Origin of the sequence: Streptomyces sp. NPDC058955 (assembly GCF_042741435.1) — a bacterium.
Taxonomy (GTDB): Bacteria; Actinomycetota; Actinomycetes; order Streptomycetales; family Streptomycetaceae; genus Streptomyces.
Genome location: NZ_JBHYKM010000006.1, coordinates 87,195 through 103,047, shown reverse-complemented (window position 1 = coordinate 103,047; position 15,853 = coordinate 87,195). Strand labels below are relative to the sequence as shown.

Below are 15,853 nucleotides of genomic sequence, written 5' to 3'. Positions count from 1 at the left end.
CACCCCGTGTGCGTGCCATCGCCCACCGGCCCCTACGGCCCCCGGCGCCGGCGCCTTTCCGGCCCCGGCCGCGGTTGGTGATCAGATGTTGCCGATGTTGCCGATGTTGCCGATGTTGCCGATGTTGGCGATGTTGGCGATGTTGGCGACATTCTCCTCGGCGGAGTCGAACTCGACGATGTCCTCGTCGACCTCGATGACGTCCACGTTCTCCATTGCGCACCTCCTCACATGAGATAAGCCCTTGCGGGCGGGCCTCGTTGGGTCCGGATGGACCCGCACAGCAGTCACACGAGAATGACGGCGACTGCCGAGATCTGGGGGCGAGGGGCCGGCGGCCGAGGCACTGTGACCCCGCAACTGTTTCCGCGCACCGACGCATCGGATATTCAGCGGACCACGGCACCTGCGGGAAAAACGGCCACCCGACCGGAAAGGTCGTCCGTCATCTCTTCACCGCAAGAGCCGGATTCATCCTTCAGGCTTCCGATGAAATGCGCAAGACCCGGAGATCATGGTCTTTCGCGATTCGATAAACCGCGGACAGCAACCGTTTTCGGGCATGCCGAAGCACACTCTCTTCTCCGGTTTCGAGCGAACGCGGAAAAACTCGTGCCGATTCCGCGCACAAAAAGAGTGGAGGCATTCTCCGGCCCCGCGGACGGGGCCGGAGAGAAGGAGGATGGGTCAGATCGACCGCTGCACCGCGGAGGCCGGCCCCCGGGACGGGTCGAGGACGACCGCGGCGACCCGGTACGCGGGATTCAGCGCGGACCAGATCTCGTCCAGCAGGCCCTCGGCGTCGTGCGAGCCGGTCGTGGTCTCGTCGAAGGGAGAGGCCACGGCGACGGTCTGCCCGTCCGACCGGTACGTGGTCATCAGAAGCGCCTCCCCGGGTTCGAGGTCCCGGACGGTGAGGGTCATGACGTTGGTGGTCAGCCGGGTTCCGGTGCTCGGACGGGCCGCGCCGAGCACCGCGGTACGACCTCCGTCACGGCTGAGCAGCGCGGTGATGCGGGAGGTGCGGATCGGCGGGTCGGGCTCGTACTCGAGCTCGCCGAGCGAGTCGGCCGCCGAGGCGCCCTTGAGCAGCCGTCCGGTCACCTCGGAGACCTGCTCGCCGTTGCCGAACACCAGCCACTCGGGGGTGGCCAGGGCGGCCGCGTAGTGGCGCAGCGGATCGTGCTCCGTCTCCTCGGTCGGGCCCACCAGCAGCTCATCGCCGACGAGGCGCAGCGCCCGGTCCTTCGACGCGGCGCTGCGTCCGGTGAGGAAGTAGCCGCCGAGCACGTCCCCGGAGAGGGTTCGGGCGCACAGGACTCCCCGGCCGGGGTAGGGGTTCGAGGACAGCAGGGTCTTCAGGTCTGTCATGCGTCATGCCTTTTCGAGGTGAGAGCCCACGGTTCTGAGCTCGTCGATCGTCAGTAGCGCGCTGAGCGGGACGCCCAGCCGGGCCAGTCTCTCGCCTGCGCCGTTGCGGCGGTCCACCATCACCCACGCCCCTACCACGCGGTGGCCCAGGGCCCGTAGGCGAAGGGTGCTCCGCTCCAGGGCGGCGCCGGTGCCGGCCACGTCGTCCACCAGAGCGAAGGTGCTGCCCGGGGGGACGGCGGTGCTCAGGATCCCGACCACGCCGTGCTGCTTGGGTTCCTGCCGCAGCGTCCGTGCGGGCAGCGAGCGCCCCCGGTCGAGGGCCGCGAGCGAGACGGCCAGCGCCAGGCCGCTGCCGGCCACCGCCTCGCCGCCGACGTGGTCGGCCTCGGCCGGGATCTGGAGGGCCATCGCCTCTGCGGCCATGGCGAGGGCGGTCGGGTCCCCCAGGATCCGGTGGCCGTCGAGGTAGTCGTGGAGCAGGGTTCCGTCGCCGCGGCGGGCCTGGATGAAGGGGTCGACCTCATGCAGTCTCCGGGCGAAGGTGCCGGCCTGTCGGCTCACCGCTGCGCCTTCGCGGCGAGCGCTTCGTCGGCCCACTGCCGGACCGTGTCGCACGTCGCCTCGATCCCGGTCACCGACGTATCGATGCCCCTCAGGTAGCCGGCCGCCTCCAGTCGCCGGAAGCCCGCGTACACCCGGCTCATGTGGTCCAGGTCGATGGGGCGTTCCGCCTCCTCGGGGCGGGAGCGGATCCGTGCGACGGCCGTCTCCACCGGGCAGTGGACGAGGACCGACAGGTCGGGCCGGGGAAGGTGCCCGGCGGCCTCCACGAACCAGGGCTCGAACTCCTGCCCGCGGGCCAGCATGTTGGCCATCGTGGTGTAGAGGTAGCGGTCGCAGACCACCACGCCGCCGCTCATCAGGTGAGGGAGCATCACGGCGTGAGCGTGGTAGAGCCGGTCGCCGAGCGTCAGCAGGTAGAGCGCGCGGTAGAGCTCCAGCTGTGCGCCGCCGATCTCCGAGAAGCCCCGGAAGACCTCGTGCGCGCGGGCGCTCCGGGTCGGCTGGAAGGTGTCGAGCACATCGTGGCCCTCGGCCCGGAGCCGTTCCCCGATCCGCCCGATCAGGGTGGTCTTTCCGGCGCCGTCCGTGCCCTCCACGACGAGGAGGAGACCGGGCGTGGTCAGCGGGGTCAGGGCGGGGAGGTCCAGGCCGTCGGCGGTCCGGGCCTCCGCGTCGGTGGGAGTCGTCATGGCTCAGGCGATCCCCTCGACGACATGGACCGCGTCGGGCGACACCTTGATCGTCATGAGGGAGTGGACGGGCACGCCGAGGTCCCGTTCGAGCAGTTCACGGCCGCCGTTGTCGGCCTTCTCGACCACCACGGCCACGGAGGTGATCTCCGCGCCGAGGTCCCGTACGGCCTCGATCAGCGCGGCGACCGTTCCGCCGGTGGAGAGGGTGTCGTCGATGATGCAGACCCGGTCTCCGGGCTCGATCCCGTTGACGTTCAGCGTGCTGCGGTCGTACTCGCTGGAGAAGGCGACCTGCCGGCTCGGGAACTCGTACGGGTAGTGCCTGGCCATGGCCAGGGGCACTCCGGTCATCAGGGAGAACGCGGTGCCGATCGGGGCGCCCTTCTCCTCCTCCACCAGGACCTTGGTGACGCCGGCCAGGTCGACCCGGGTCCTCAGGTGCGAGGTCACGTACCAGAGCAGTTCGGGCCGCAGGGCCGGAAGCTGGTCGCACAGTTCGTTGACCGTGGTCAGGTAGGAGCCGGTGTCCAGAACATCTGCCCCGAGATACACATCTCTCAGCATGTGGGGCCGCCCTTCTCGAAGTACTGTCGGATGGCATGAAGATCGGGCTTGCCCGAGGCCGTGCGGGGTGCGGCGGGCACGATGTGCCAGCGCCGCGGAACCATGAAGGAGCTCAGCCGGCTCCGCAGGTGGTCGGCGAGGTCACCGGGTCGCAGCGTCCCGGGATCCCCCTCGACCAGCGCGGCGACGACCTCGCCCCGGGTCGCGTCGGCGAGACCGATGACGGCGGCGTCCTGGACGTCCGGGTGCTCCAGCAGGGCGGCTTCCACCGTCTGCGGGGCGACCTTGGAGCCCGCGACGTTGATCAACGTCTTGGCGCGGCCGGTGAGGTGGAGGAGCCCCTCGTCGTCGAGACGGCCGAGGTCTCCCGTGTCCACCGCCCCGGGCCGGGCGTCGGATCCGCCGGGGACCGGCACGAGCTGTCCGTCCGGTCCCACGTAGCAGGACGGGTTGCCCTTCCGGGTGATGAGGATCCGCCCCGTCCGCCCGGTGTCCGACTCCCGCCCGTGTTCGTCCACGACGGTGATCCGTACGCCGGGCAGGGGACGGCCGACCGCGGCCGGCGTCTCGCGGGCGTGGGTGTGGTTGACGGTCGCGATCCCGCCCTCGGAGAGGCCGTACTCCTGGACCAGCGGGGTGCCGGTCGTCGCCAGCCAGTCGGCGGCGAGGTCCGCGTGCAGCGGGGCACCACCGGTCATGGGCATCCGCACGCCGTTCAGCGCACCGGCCCGGACCCGGGGCGAGCGCAGCAACGACCTGAAGACGAACGGCGTCCCGCACAGCACGGCCGGGGCGTACCGCTCGGCGAGGTCCGTCGTCGTCGCGGAGTCGAACGAGGGCACCACCACGGTGGGCGCGCCCACCGTGAGCGCGGCCAGGAAGAGCCCGGAGGCGAAGCTGTGGGCGACCGGGGTGCCGCACAGCAGCGGGGTCTCGGCGTCGAGTTCGAGGCCGGTGGCGACGGACTCCGCTTCGTCGAGGAGGTTCTCCTCGCTTCGCGGCACTCCCATGGCGGTGCCGGTCGTGCCGGAGGTCAGGTGCACCAGCGACGCCTCGCGCCACCAGGCGTGCGGCGACCGGATCGTGCCCGGCAGCGGTTGGCTCGACTCGCCGATCAGGGCCGTGGCCGAGAAGGCTTCGGCCTGCCGGGCCACCGTGAGCCGGGGCATCGCGGGCGGGAAGCAGACGACGGTCAGCCCCCGGGAGCGGAGCGCCAGGGCGTCGATGAGCCAGGCCGTGTCACTGGGCCGGTGCAGGGCCACGACGGGGGGCTCGGAACTGTTCGCTGCGGGGAGTTCCAGCGCCCGTTTCGCCACGGCCGCCGCAAGCTGACTCCAGGTCAGCTCGACGTTCGGATCGGCGATCGCGAGCCGGTCGGGGCGTCGCAGCGCGTGCTCCGTCAACAGGGAGATGAAGGCGTCAGGCACGATCGGTCCGCTGGTAGCGCACGACGGCCGAGGGAGCGCACTCGGCGGTGGTGACGACGGTCAGTGACGTGAGGTCGCCGGAGACGAGGCGCGTCAGGGCCCGCAGATGTCCGTCGAGGGGAGAGGCCGCCCCGGGCTCCGACACCGCCACGACGTGGGGCGACGCCAGTCCCGCCAGGAGTTCCGACACCGTGTCCTCCTCCAGGCCGGCCGGGTCGAGCCACACCTCGTCGGCGGCGCCCCGCCGGTCCACCTCGGCGATCGCGGCGAGCAGCGCGGCTGCGGACCTCGCCCTCGACGTCGGCGCGACGCGGCGGAAGGCCGCGAGTTCGACGACGCTGCCGGCCGACGCCGCCTGCGGCGTACCGAGGAGGAGGGCCGTGGCCGCGGCGGGAACGTCCGGGTCCTTCTCGTACCGCCACAGGCGGTTCTCCGGGGCGTCGTAGCCCGCGGCGAGCACGGCCTGTCCACGGCCGGAGGTCACGGTCTCAGCAGCCGAGAGCAGCGCTTCCACTCCACCGGTCGCCCCGAGGAACGCCTCCAGCCGGCCGGTGATGCCGAAAGCGGACGAGCACTGGGAGGCGGGCACGTTGAAGGTCGACCGGGCGAAGTCCAGCGGGTCCACGGTCCGGCCGCCGCGGCCCCGGATCGCGGACTGCATCCGGCCGTGGTTCGCCTGGCCCCCGAACGCGGTGCCGGTCAGCAGACCGCCGCTGAGGACGTGTCGTGCGGTGTCGGGTCCCGCGGCGCCCAGCAGCGCGCCCACGGCGGTGCCGAGCAGTTCCGTGACCCGGTCCGGTGCGGGCGAGCGGGCGAAGGCCGGGGCCTGGGGTTCTCCGAAGTCACGCGTCGCGTCCTCGGCGGGGTCGCCGAAAGCGGCGAGTCTCAGGGGCTGTTCGGCGGACGACTGCGCCGCCAGGTGCACCAGGACCTTCTGCCGGGGCGGGGGGCCGTCGGCACGCCGCCGACCCGGACGGTCGAGCACCACGGTGCAGTTCACGCCACCGAAGCCGGAGGCGTGGACGACCGCCGGGGCGACGGGACCGGTCGATGCGGTGCCGTGGGCGAGGGCGAGCGCCTCGAAGGCGGGGTCCGGCTCGTCGACACCCAGGACCGGCGGCAGTTGGGAGGTCCGGATGGCGTCGACCGCCGCGATGGCGGAGAACAGTCCGGCCGCGCCCTCGGTGTGGCCGCAGCCGCTCTTGGTGGCCGTCACCGTCATCCGGCCTCCGGACGGACGGAGCACCTCGGCGACGGCCGACGCCTCGGCCGCGTCGCTGGCCATGGACGCCGTTCCGTGGGCGTGGTAGACCGCGATCTCTTCCGGCTCCCGGCCCGCGTCGGCCAGGGCGCCGCTCAGCGAGCGGGCGATGCCTTCCGCGCTGGGGGTGGTGATGTGGGCGGCGTCGCTGCTCGCGCCCCACCCGGCGAGCACCGCGAGCACGTCGGCGCCCCGGGCCCGCGCGTGGTCCGCGTCCTCCAGGATCAGGAACGCGGCACCCTCGGCCAGGACGAAGCCCGACCGGTCCCGGGCGAAGGGGCGCGTGGTGGTCGCGCTGAGCAGCCGCATCGAGTGGAAGCCGGCGAAGACGACCTCGGTCAGTACGTCGACCGCGCCTGCCGCCATGACCGGGGCTTCGCCCTCGCGAATCCGCTCGGCGGCCCAGGCGAGGGCCCCCGTCGCGGAAGCGCAGGCGGAGGAGATGGTGACGTGCGGCCCGTCGAGTCCCCACCGCTCGGCCAGCCAGTACGCCGGCCCCTCCTTGCGCAGGACGAGTGTGTCGGCGTCCGCACCGAGCGCCGGGCCGGCGGGGACCAGCGTCTCGTCGGGCAGGTGCCAGCCGGCGCTGGTCGAGGCCATCGCCAGACCGGCGGTGCGCACGGCGCCCGAGGCCAGTCCGGCCTGGGCGAAGGCTTCGGCGAGGGCCTTCTCGGCCAGCTCGGCGGGCCGGTTGCGGCTCTCGGGCGAGAGCCCGGCGGCCGTGGCGTGGTAGACCCCCGAGTTCCGGTAACCGGCGGGGTCGAAGGTCAGCGGCGACTCGCTGGACCGGCCGGTGCGGAGCCCGGCGGTGAAGGCGGTGACGCCTTCACCGAACGGCGATACGCAGCCGAGTCCGGTGACGACGATCTCAGGCACGTTCACGTCCGGTTTCCGGCTGCAGCCGCTCGACCAGGAGCGCGAGGTCCTCGACGGTCTTGACGCCGTTGAGGTCCGCGTCGTCGATCTGCAGCTCGAAGAGGTTCTCGACGTCCACGGCGAGCGACAGCCGTTCGAGGGAGTCGATGCCCAGGTCGACCAGGCTGTCGGACGCCTGGATGTCACGTCCCGCAAGCTCTTCGCTGCGCTTGCGCAGCACATCGCAGAGCGAAGCAAAGACTGATGGGTTCATGACACTTACTCCAAAGTGAAAGACGGGACTGACTGTCGAGCGGGCGGCGTGCGGCGCGATCGGCCACTCGCATGGGGCGGGTGCACCCTCTGACGCCGACCGGCGCGTGAACGATCACCTTCCTTCGCGAGCGCGAAGGTTCGAACCGCACGCCGAAGCACCGGACGAGACACCCCGTCGACTCCGCCACGGGGATCCGAGGCGCCGCCTGCCGGCGGTCGGCCGCCTGAGCTTTCCGCGGAGACCTCGACACCTCGCGACACGACGCAGGAGCCGCTCAGCCACCGGGAGGCGGAGTGGCCTCCCGGCCGGTCACCGACCGGTACGGCCGGCAGTCGAGAGAAGGCACGAAATCCTGCCACTGCACGCGAACTTCACCTCTGGCCGTGGGATCGACGAGACCGCGGCCGCTGCATCGCGACCGACCAACGGGAGGTTCCACACTTTTCGGTGACCAGAATCGGCCAGTCACCCACACCCCCGTTCCGACCGAGCCTCCGTAGATTCCTCCAAACGGAGGGGACGCTCGCTCTTGGCGGTTCTGATGATTGCACAGCGGTCTGGAACTTGCCAGAGGTATATGCCCAAGTCAGCGCAGTGATCTGGGCCATGCGACCGCCGATCACCCACCTCTTCCCCAACACACCTAGGGATACCGGGGGTTTCGGTTCGACTACACACGAACCAATCGTCCATGGCTGATACATGACGCTTCGACCGAACCGGGCACCGTCCGACAGATCAACGCGAGGCGCCTCTCTTCCCGATCGCCTCCGGAAGGGGTGCCGCGGAAGTCCCGAGCCCTCTTGTCCTGACAAGTGGCGACTGAGGCCGAATGCCGTCCGCGCGCCGCCGGTGGCGACGGCGTTCTCGTCAGCGTCCGCCCACCGTCGCCATCCTGACGACGCATCACCTCACTTCCAACGGTCCGAGACGTGGAGGTCGCCTCTCCCGCCAAGGGGTCGCCCGCCCTGGCCATGTCCGGATGCAGGAGGAAACCGGCGGCGACGGCCGCACCGTTCGGACGGAAGCACAGGTCCGGGTGGTGCTCCTCGGCTGCCGGGTCACGGCCACGTCGAGGACGGAGGACGTGATGCCGACCGACGCGATGCCCTCGTACGGGAACCGGGGTCCGTTCACCCGTACGCGGTCACGGCGCCGGGCCCGGTGAACAGGACACCGGTGATCACCACGCCCTTCGACCCGACCCTCCCGTCAGTCCGCCACCCCGGCCCCTGGGCGGTGACCGAGGAGACGCCCTCACGAACGCCGCGGGCCACGACGTCGCAACGGCCCGCCGCCACACCCTGCGCCACGCTGGGACGCCTGACAGCTTTGCCAGGAAGCGCGCCCGCCGACCGCGCGGCGCAGAGGGGCCGCGGCACACCCCCTCCCGCAGTCATGACGAGAGCCACGGGCAGGGGCCGGGCAGCCCGCGACCGCGCATCGACTCGGCAGGGGAAAACCCCAGTTCAGCGGACCCTACCCCGGGCCTTCAGCTGGGCCGGGGGCACCTCCGGGGCATCGAGCCGGTCTCCGTCGTAGCCCTTCACCTCGCCGAAACGGTCGCTCGCCATCCAGTCCTCCCTCGCCTTGCGGATCTCCTGGTCCGTGCGGCCGACGAAGTTCCACCACATGACGATCTCCTCCTCGAAGGGTTCGCCGCCGAGGAGCATCAGGCCCGCGTCGGAGACCGCGCGGAGCGGGAGGGAGGTGCGGCCGCAGCCGAGGTAGAGCATGCAGCCGGGGAGGACGGGGACGCCGTCGACGTGGGCCTCGCCGGACATGGCGAGGACGGCGTACTCGAAGTCCCGGTCGAGCGGGAGCTCCGTCTCGGTGCCGGCGGCGAGTGCGAGGTCGGCGCCGACGATCGGGGTGTACGTGGTGCCCGGCGAGGTCGCGCCGTCGAGGGAGCCGAGGATCACCGTGGCGGTGAGGCCGGGCGCCGTGACCTGGGGGAGGTCGCCGTGGTGCTGGAAGTGCGGCTCGACGTGCCGGTGGGCGTCGGGGAGCGCCACCCAGAGCTGGGCGCCGTGCAGGAAACGGGCGTGCGACCGGGGGCTCTCCTCGGAGTGGGAGATCGCCCGGCCCGAGGTCATCAGGCCCAGCTCGCGGGGGCGGATCGTCTGGAGGCTGCCGGTCGAATCGCGGTGCAGGACCTCGCCCTCGTGCAGCCAGCTGACGGTCTGGAGGCCCATGTGGGGGTGGGGCGGAACCTGCATGCCGGGGGCGTCGGCGATGTCGTCGGGGCCGTAGTGGTCGACGAAGGCCCAGGCGCCGACCATCCGCCGGCCGAGGTTCGGCAGCAGCCGCCGCACCTCCGTCGACTCGCCGAGCTGGACGTGACGGGGGCTGAGGAGTTCGCGTACGGGCTCGGCGACGACGAAGCCGCGGCCACCGCACACCGCGAGCTCGGCCTGGCGGTCGAGATTGCTCATGGGGATCGACACCTCTCGGGTGGGGGGAGATCCGATGGGGGATCCACGGGAAATCCGATGGTGGAATGTTCAACTACTCTTCGGTGTTGACGAGGGCGTGCCACCCCACAGGGTGGCAGATCCGGCACCCCGGAACAGGGAGAGCAAGTGAGCGACACGTACTACGAGTTCGGAACGGCCGCGGACCGCTGGAGTCGCGCGCAGCTGTTCTTCGACGCGAAGGAGTACCAGACCGCCGTCCGCATCCTGCGCGGCCTCGTCGCCGAGCACCCGGACCAGACGGCCCAGCGGCTGCTGCTCGCCCGCGCCTACTACCACTCCGCCCAGCTGCGGCTCGCCGAGACCGAGCTGCGGGCCATCCTGGAGCGCGACCCGGTGGAGCACTACGCGCGGCTGATGCTCGGCCGCACGCTGGAGCGCCAGGGCCGCGCGGACGAGGCCGCCCCGCACCTGCGGATGGCCGCGGCGATGAGCGGCGAGCTGCCGTCCTGACGCGGATCTGATACCCCGGCACGGTATGGTCGGGGCCCAGGAGGTCCTGATCATGCCCACACCCCGGCCGCGCCACGGCGGACGAGCAGGAGGTGCCCTCGCGCACCTCCTGCTCGTCGTCGTGCTCGCGCTCGGCGTGTTCATGATGCACTCCGTGGGGCACCCCGAGGGGGCGTCGTCGGCGTCCCACGCGACGGCCGCCGGCACGGGTGCGGGGGCCGGAGCGCACGCGGCGGACAGCGGTAGTGCTCACGGGGCCGCCCCGCAGGACGAGGGGCACGCGCCCGGTTCCGGGATGGACATGACCACGCTCTGCGTGGCCGTCCTGGGCGCCTGGCTGCTCGCCGGTCTCGTCCGGGCCGCGCTCGGCCGCCGCCCCGACTGGCTCGTCCTCCTCCTCGCGCGGCTCGCGCCCGCTCTTCGGCCGCACGCCCCGCCGCGCCGGCCGCCCGACCTCGCCCGGCTGTCCGTCCTGCGGATCTAGGCCGTACCCCCGCGGCGCGGGGGGCGGGGAGGCCGCTGAGCCCCGTGCCCGGGATGCGTCAGTCGACCGCGAGGCCCTTCAGGCGCTTGGCGATGGTGGCGAGGCGGGTGCCCTGGTAGCGGGCGGCGGCCAGGACGTTCTCGGCGGGGGCGCCGTTGGCGCCGGGGTGCGCGGTGCCGTACGGGTTGCCGCCGGCGGCATAGACGGCCGGGTCGGTGAAGCCGGGGGAGACGATGACCGAGCCCCAGTGGTGGAAGGTGTTGTAGAGGGCGAGCAGCGTGGACTCGTTGCCGCCGTGGACGTTGTGGGCGCTGGTGAAGGCGGTGGCGGGCTTGTCCGCCATGACGCCGCGCTGCCACAGGCCGCCGGTGGTGTCGACGAACTGCTTGAGCTGGGCCGCCACGTTGCCGAAGCGGGTCGGCGAGCCGAGCGCGTACGCGTCCGCCCACTCCAGGTCGTCGAGGGTGGCGACCTCGACGTCGGTGGTGGCGTCGACGTGGGCGCGCCAGGCCGGGTTGGCGTCGATCGCGGCGTCCGGGGCCAGCTCGGGGACGCGGCGGAGGCGCACCTCGGCGCCGGCCTTCTCGGCGCCCTCGGCGACGGCCTGGGCGAGCTGGTGCACGGCACCGGTGGACGAGTAGTAGACGACGGCGACCTTCACGGACATGACGGGCTCCTCGCTGTGCACGACACTCAAGGCGGAACTCAAGCGGATCAGTATCCGGTTAACTCCTCCGAGCTTAAGCGGATAACAATCCGGATGGCAAGCGGGGCGGGTATGCTCGAAGCACAGGACACCGACGGGCGGGGGCGCGACGAAGGGCAGGGCAGGCCGATGAGCAGCACGAGGACACCGGGGACCGGCGACGGGCCCGCACCGCTGCTCACCCTGCTCCCGACCGCGCCCGGCACCGGTCCGGCCCCTGCCCCCGAGCGCGCGGACGCCGCCCGCAACCGGCGCCGGATCCTCGACGCCGCCAACCGGATCGTCGCCGAGAAGGGCCCCGACGCGGTCACCATGAACCAGGTCGCCCACGCCAGCGGCATCGGCGTCGGCACCGTCTACCGCCGCTTCGGGGACGTCTCGCAGCTGCTCTGGGCGCTCCTGGACGACCGCGAGCGCCAGTTCCAGGAGGCGTACATGAGCGGCCCGCCGCCGCTCGGCCCCGGCGCCCCCGCCGAGGAACGGCTCGAAGCCTTCCTCGACGCGCTCGTCGACCGGGTCGCCGAGCAGCGCGCCCTCCTGCTCGCCGCCCACTCCGCCGCGCCCCGCGCCCGCTACCACAGCGGCGCCTACCAGCTCATGCACACGCACACGGCGATGCTGGTCTCCCGGCTGCGGCCCGGCGCCGACGCCGCCCTCCTCGCCCATCTCGTCCTCGCGCCCTTCGCGCCGGACCTGCTGCACCACCTCGCGGTGGAGCAGGCGCTCCCGGCGGAGCGGATCAAGGCGGGCGTGCGGGAGCTGCTGGCGCTCCGGGCCTGAGCGGCCGGACGTCCACTCCTCGGAACGCCCTGGACCACGGCCCCGGCGGCGCCCCACGATGCGGCCCATGACCGCACCGAAGACCTTCCTCGTCCTGCACGGCTTCCAGAACCACCGGCCCGCCGGCCACTGGCAGCACTGGCTCGCCGGCGAGCTGCGGGCCCGCGGCCACGAGGTGCGCTACCCGCAGCTGCCCGCGCCGGACGCGCCCGTCCTCGGCGACTGGCTGGACGCCCTGGAGGAGCACGGGAAGCGCCCGGCCGAGGGCGAGTTCGTCGTCCTCGCGCACAGCCTCGCCGTGCTGCTCTGGCTGCGGGCGGGCGCCCGCCGGCCGGACGCCGACCGGGTGCTGCTCGTCGCCCCGCCCTCCCCCGGCGTCACCGCCGGCATCCCGGAGATCGCCGCCTTCGCCGACGGCCTCGACCTCGCCGAGGAGGGCGTACGGGCCCGGCTCGTGCACGGGGACGGCGACGCGTACTGCCCCGAGGGCGCCGGCCGTCACTACGGCACCCCGCTCGGCCTCGACACGGACCTCGTCCCGGGCGGCGGCCACCTCAACCCCGACAGCGGGCTCGGGCCGTGGCCGGCCGTGCTGCGCTGGTGCGAAAACCCGGAGACCCGGATCACCGGCACCGAGTAGCGTCGGCCGGATGCGATCCGAGACCCCGCGCCCCGTCCCGTACGAATCCGGCCTGCTCGACGTCGGGGACGGCAACCGCGTCCACTACGAGGTCCACGGCAGTCCGGCGGGCAAGCCCGCGCTCGTCGTCCACGGCGGGCCGGGCTCCGGGTCCTCCCCGACCGCGCCCCGGCTCTTCGACCCGGAGAAGTACCGGGTCGTCCAGTTCGACCAGCGCGGCTGCGGACGCTCCCTCCCGCACGCGAGCGACCCGGCCGCCGACCTCTCCGTGAACACCACCGCCCACCTGGTGGCCGACATGGAGCGGCTCCGCGTCCACCTGGGCGTCGACCGCTGGCTGCTGTACGGCGGCTCCTGGGGCTCGACGCTGATCCTGGCGTACGCGGAGGCGCACCCGGAGCGGGTCAGCGAGATCGTCCTCTGCGCGGTCACCACCACCCGCCGCTCCGAGACGGCCTGGCTGTACGAGGGCGTCGCCCGCTACTTCCCCGAGGCCCACGAGCGGTTCCGGGCCGGGGCGGACCACGCGGAGGACCTGGTGGGGGCCTACGCGGCCCTGCTGAACCACCCCGACCGGGCCGTCCGGGAGAAGGCGGCGGCCGACTGGTGCGCCTGGGAGGACGCCGTCCTGTCCGGGGAGGGCATGGGGACCCCGTACACCGACCGGGTGGACGACACCCGGCTCGGCTTCGTCCGGATCTGCTCCCACTACTTCGCCCACGGCGCCTTCCTGGAGGAGGGCGCCCTGATCAGGGACGCGCACCGGCTGGCCGGCATCCCCGGCGTGCTGGTCCACGGGCGGGCCGACATGGGCGGGCCGCTCGTCACCGCCTGGGAGCTCGCCCGGGCCTGGCCGGACGCCGAGCTCCACGTGGTGGAGCAGGCCGGGCACCTCGGCGGGGACGAGACCCGGCGGCTGGTCGTCGAGGCCCTGGAGCGCTTCGCGGACACCTGAGCCGGGTGATTCCACCGGGCGGCGGCGCCCGCCCGGCGGGATCATCGGAGCATGAGCCCCGAGATCCACCTCGCCCAGCAGCCCGAGGCCGACGCGCTCCTCGGCCGGTCCCCGCTCGCCGCGCTCGTCGGCATGCTGCTGGACCAGCAGGTCCCGATGGAATGGGCCTTCTCCGGCCCGTACACGATCGCCGGCCGTCTGGGGCGGGACGACCTGGACGCGCACGAGATCGCCGCGGCGGACCCCGAGGCGTTCGCCGCGCTGCTCTCCGAGAAGCCGGCCGTGCACCGCTATCCGGGCTCGATGGCCCAGCGGATCCAGCAGCTGTGCGCGTACCTCGTCGAGGAGTACGACGGCGACGCCGAGGCCGTCTGGCGGACCGCCGCCACCGGCCAGGAGCTGCTCGCCCGGCTCCAGGACCTGCCCGGCTTCGGGAAGCAGAAGGCGCAGATCTTCCTCGCCCTCCTCGGCAAGCAGTACGGCGTCCGGCCGGAGGGCTGGCGGGAGGCCGCGGGCCCGTACGGCGAGCGGGGCGCCCACCGCTCGGCCGCCGACATCACCGGGCCGGAATCGCTCGCCAAGGTCCGCGCCCACAAGCAGGAGATGAAGGCCGCCGCCAAAGCGGCGAAAGCGGCGAAATCCGCCAAGGACGGCAAACCATCCGGGAATTGAGAATTCCAGATGTCAATCCTGTTCAACGTGACAGGAATTGTGCCGAACGTGTTCACAGAAGGCCCCCAAGGTGGCTAACTTCCCCTCAACCTCGTCCCCCTCGGGAAGGACTTCTGTGAACGCATCGCAGCGTCGCGCCGCGGCCATCCTCGCCGCGGCCGCCCTCGCCGCCCCCCTGGTCCTCGCCTCGCCGGCCACCGCCGTCAAGGACCCCGCCGCCGCGCCCGCCCGGGACGCGGCGAAGCTGGCGAAGAAGCTGGTCCGGGAGACCACCGGCCAGGACGCCTTCAAGCACCTGCAGAAGTTCCAGGCGATAGCCGACTCGGCCGGCGGCCACCGCGCGGCCGGCACCCTCGGGCACGACGCCTCCGCCGCGTACGTGTACACACAGCTCAAGAAGGCCGGCTACGACGTCTCGTACGAGAAGTTCGACTTCATGTACACCGAGACCCTCGCCGAGAAGGCGTCCGTCCTCGGCGACGCGCCCCGCGCGCTCGACATCCAGGCGATGACGTACACCAAGTCCACCCCGGTCGGCGGCATCACCGCCGAGCTGGCCGCCGTCCCGGTCGACGCCACCACCGGCTGTGAGCCGGGCGACTTCGCCTCCGGCACCTTCACCGGCAAGATCGCCCTGATCAAGCGCGGCGGCTGCAGCTTCGCCATCAAGCAGCAGAACGCGGGCGCGGCCGGCGCGGTCGGCGCCATCGTCTACAACAACGTCGCGGGCGTCCTCTCCGGCACCCTCGGCGACGTGGCCTCCGGCGCCGTCCCGACCGGCGGCATCACCCTGGCCGAGGGCGAGCAGCTCGTCGCCGACCTCGCCAAGGGCCCGGTGAACCTCTCCTTCGAGATCCGCGAGTTCCAGGAGAAGCGCACCACCAACAACGTCATCGCGGAGACCCGCGGCGGCAACGCCGCCAACACCGTGATGCTCGGCTCGCACCTCGACTCCGTCACCGCCGGCCCCGGCATCAACGACAACGGCTCCGGCTCCGCCGGCCTCCTCCAGACCGCCCTGGAGCTCGCCGAGTCGAAGGCCAAGGTCCGCAACAAGGTCCGCTTCGCCTGGTGGTCCGCGGAGGAGAACGGCCTCCTCGGCTCCGAGCACTACGTCGCCAACCTGACGGAGCTCGACAAGAAGGAGATCAAGCTCTACCTCAACTTCGACATGATCGCCTCGCCGAACTACGGCCTGTTCGTGTACGACGGCGACAACTCGGACAACGTCGGCGAGGGCGCCGGCCCCGAGGGCTCCGCCCAGCTGGAGCGCGACATCACCGACTTCATGGACAAGCAGGGCCACCCGCACGAGGGCACCGACTTCACCGGCCGCTCCGACTACGGCCCGTTCATCGAGGTCGGCATCCCCTCCGGCGGCACCTTCACCGGCGCCGAGGGCATCAAGACCCCCGCGCAGGCCGCCAAGTTCGGCGGTGAGGCCGGGGTCGCCTACGACGTGAACTACCACGCCGCGGGCGACGACATCGACAACATCGACCGGAAGGCGTTCGACATCAACATCGATGTCATCGCCAACGCCGTCGGCACCTACGCCCACGACATCTCCTCGCTGCGCAAGCCGGTCGTCTCGGTCCCGACCGAGGGCGACGCGGGCAGCGGCGGCGGCCTGCACGACGACCACCACGAGGTCACCGAGTAGACCGCCCGCCGG

18 protein-coding genes are annotated in these 15,853 nt (G+C 72.3%); 8 read left to right on the top strand and 10 right to left on the bottom strand.

Going from position 1 to position 15,853, the window contains the following annotated elements:
• Positions 1-81 precede the first annotated feature (81 nt).
• From ACFW1I_RS04745 to ACFW1I_RS04710, 8 genes are all read right to left on the bottom strand, one after another.
• Positions 82-216: a hypothetical protein gene (locus tag ACFW1I_RS04745; RefSeq protein ID WP_384666049.1), complete on the bottom strand. Its 135-nt coding sequence runs from the start codon at positions 214-216 to the stop codon at positions 82-84.
• 471 nt (positions 217-687) lie between these two features.
• Positions 688-1,371: an IMP cyclohydrolase gene (locus ACFW1I_RS04740; protein WP_384666047.1), complete on the bottom strand. Its 684-nt coding sequence runs from the start codon at positions 1,369-1,371 to the stop codon at positions 688-690.
• Between the two features lie 3 nt (positions 1,372-1,374).
• Positions 1,375-1,935 (bottom strand): hypothetical protein, encoded by a 561-nt coding sequence (locus tag ACFW1I_RS04735; RefSeq protein ID WP_384666045.1) that lies wholly within the window; start codon positions 1,933-1,935, stop codon positions 1,375-1,377.
• Positions 1,932-2,627 carry a dTMP kinase gene (locus tag ACFW1I_RS04730; RefSeq protein ID WP_384666043.1) on the bottom strand — a complete coding sequence of 232 codons (696 nt, stop codon included), beginning with the start codon at positions 2,625-2,627 and terminating at the stop codon, positions 1,932-1,934. The genes ACFW1I_RS04735 and ACFW1I_RS04730 overlap by 4 nt, the downstream gene beginning before the upstream one ends.
• 3 nt (positions 2,628-2,630) lie before the next feature.
• A complete protein-coding gene (locus ACFW1I_RS04725; protein ID WP_384666041.1) occupies positions 2,631-3,194 on the bottom strand; it encodes a phosphoribosyltransferase family protein in 564 nt (187 codons plus the stop codon).
• Positions 3,188-4,621 (bottom strand): class I adenylate-forming enzyme family protein, encoded by a 1,434-nt coding sequence (locus tag ACFW1I_RS04720; protein WP_384666039.1) that lies wholly within the window; start codon positions 4,619-4,621, stop codon positions 3,188-3,190. The genes ACFW1I_RS04725 and ACFW1I_RS04720 overlap by 7 nt, the downstream gene beginning before the upstream one ends.
• A complete protein-coding gene (locus ACFW1I_RS04715; protein ID WP_384666037.1) occupies positions 4,614-6,764 on the bottom strand; it encodes a beta-ketoacyl synthase N-terminal-like domain-containing protein in 2,151 nt (716 codons plus the stop codon). Before ACFW1I_RS04715 ends, ACFW1I_RS04720 begins: the two co-directional genes overlap by 8 nt.
• A complete protein-coding gene (locus tag ACFW1I_RS04710; protein WP_384666035.1) occupies positions 6,751-7,011 on the bottom strand; it encodes an acyl carrier protein in 261 nt (86 codons plus the stop codon). Before ACFW1I_RS04710 ends, ACFW1I_RS04715 begins: the two co-directional genes overlap by 14 nt.
• A 985-nt stretch (positions 7,012-7,996) precedes the next feature.
• Here ACFW1I_RS04710 and ACFW1I_RS04705 point away from each other — a divergent pair.
• A complete protein-coding gene (locus ACFW1I_RS04705; RefSeq protein ID WP_384666033.1) occupies positions 7,997-8,182 on the top strand; it encodes a hypothetical protein in 186 nt (61 codons plus the stop codon).
• Positions 8,183-8,483: 301 nt separating this feature from the next.
• Here the strand turns inward: ACFW1I_RS04705 and ACFW1I_RS04700 are convergent, their stop codons facing one another.
• A complete protein-coding gene (locus ACFW1I_RS04700; RefSeq protein WP_384666031.1) occupies positions 8,484-9,449 on the bottom strand; it encodes a pirin family protein in 966 nt (321 codons plus the stop codon).
• A 147-nt stretch (positions 9,450-9,596) separates the two neighbouring features.
• Here ACFW1I_RS04700 and ACFW1I_RS04695 point away from each other — a divergent pair, with 147 nt between their 5' ends.
• A complete protein-coding gene (locus ACFW1I_RS04695) occupies positions 9,597-9,941 on the top strand; it encodes a tetratricopeptide repeat protein (RefSeq protein ID WP_383627193.1) in 345 nt (114 codons plus the stop codon).
• A gap of 52 nt (positions 9,942-9,993) precedes the next feature.
• Positions 9,994-10,425, top strand: coding sequence for a DUF6153 family protein (locus ACFW1I_RS04690; RefSeq protein ID WP_384666029.1), 432 nt, complete (start codon positions 9,994-9,996; stop codon positions 10,423-10,425).
• Positions 10,426-10,483: 58 nt separating this feature from the next.
• Here the strand turns inward: ACFW1I_RS04690 and wrbA are convergent, their stop codons facing one another.
• Positions 10,484-11,092 (bottom strand): NAD(P)H:quinone oxidoreductase, encoded by a 609-nt coding sequence (gene wrbA / locus ACFW1I_RS04685; RefSeq protein WP_384666027.1) that lies wholly within the window; start codon positions 11,090-11,092, stop codon positions 10,484-10,486.
• A 168-nt stretch (positions 11,093-11,260) separates the two neighbouring features.
• On the opposite strand from wrbA, the gene ACFW1I_RS04680 reads away from it, so the two are divergent.
• The 5 genes from ACFW1I_RS04680 to ACFW1I_RS04660 all read left to right on the top strand — a co-directional run bounded on the left by ACFW1I_RS04680 (position 11,261) and on the right by ACFW1I_RS04660 (position 15,841).
• Positions 11,261-11,911: a TetR/AcrR family transcriptional regulator gene (locus tag ACFW1I_RS04680; RefSeq protein WP_384666025.1), complete on the top strand. Its 651-nt coding sequence runs from the start codon at positions 11,261-11,263 to the stop codon at positions 11,909-11,911.
• Positions 11,912-11,978: 67 nt separating this feature from the next.
• The gene (locus ACFW1I_RS04675) at positions 11,979-12,551 is read left to right on the top strand and encodes an RBBP9/YdeN family alpha/beta hydrolase (RefSeq protein ID WP_384666024.1); all 573 of its coding nucleotides are present in this window, start codon (positions 11,979-11,981) and stop codon (positions 12,549-12,551) included.
• 10 nt (positions 12,552-12,561) lie between these two features.
• On the top strand, positions 12,562-13,506 hold the full coding sequence (gene pip, locus ACFW1I_RS04670) for a prolyl aminopeptidase (RefSeq protein WP_384666022.1): 945 nt from the start codon (positions 12,562-12,564) through the stop codon (positions 13,504-13,506).
• A 51-nt stretch (positions 13,507-13,557) separates the two neighbouring features.
• A complete protein-coding gene (locus ACFW1I_RS04665; protein ID WP_384666020.1) occupies positions 13,558-14,178 on the top strand; it encodes an HhH-GPD-type base excision DNA repair protein in 621 nt (206 codons plus the stop codon).
• A 115-nt stretch (positions 14,179-14,293) separates the two neighbouring features.
• The gene (locus ACFW1I_RS04660; RefSeq protein WP_384666019.1) at positions 14,294-15,841 is read left to right on the top strand and encodes a M28 family metallopeptidase; all 1,548 of its coding nucleotides are present in this window, start codon (positions 14,294-14,296) and stop codon (positions 15,839-15,841) included.
• Positions 15,842-15,853: the final 12 nt, after the last annotated feature.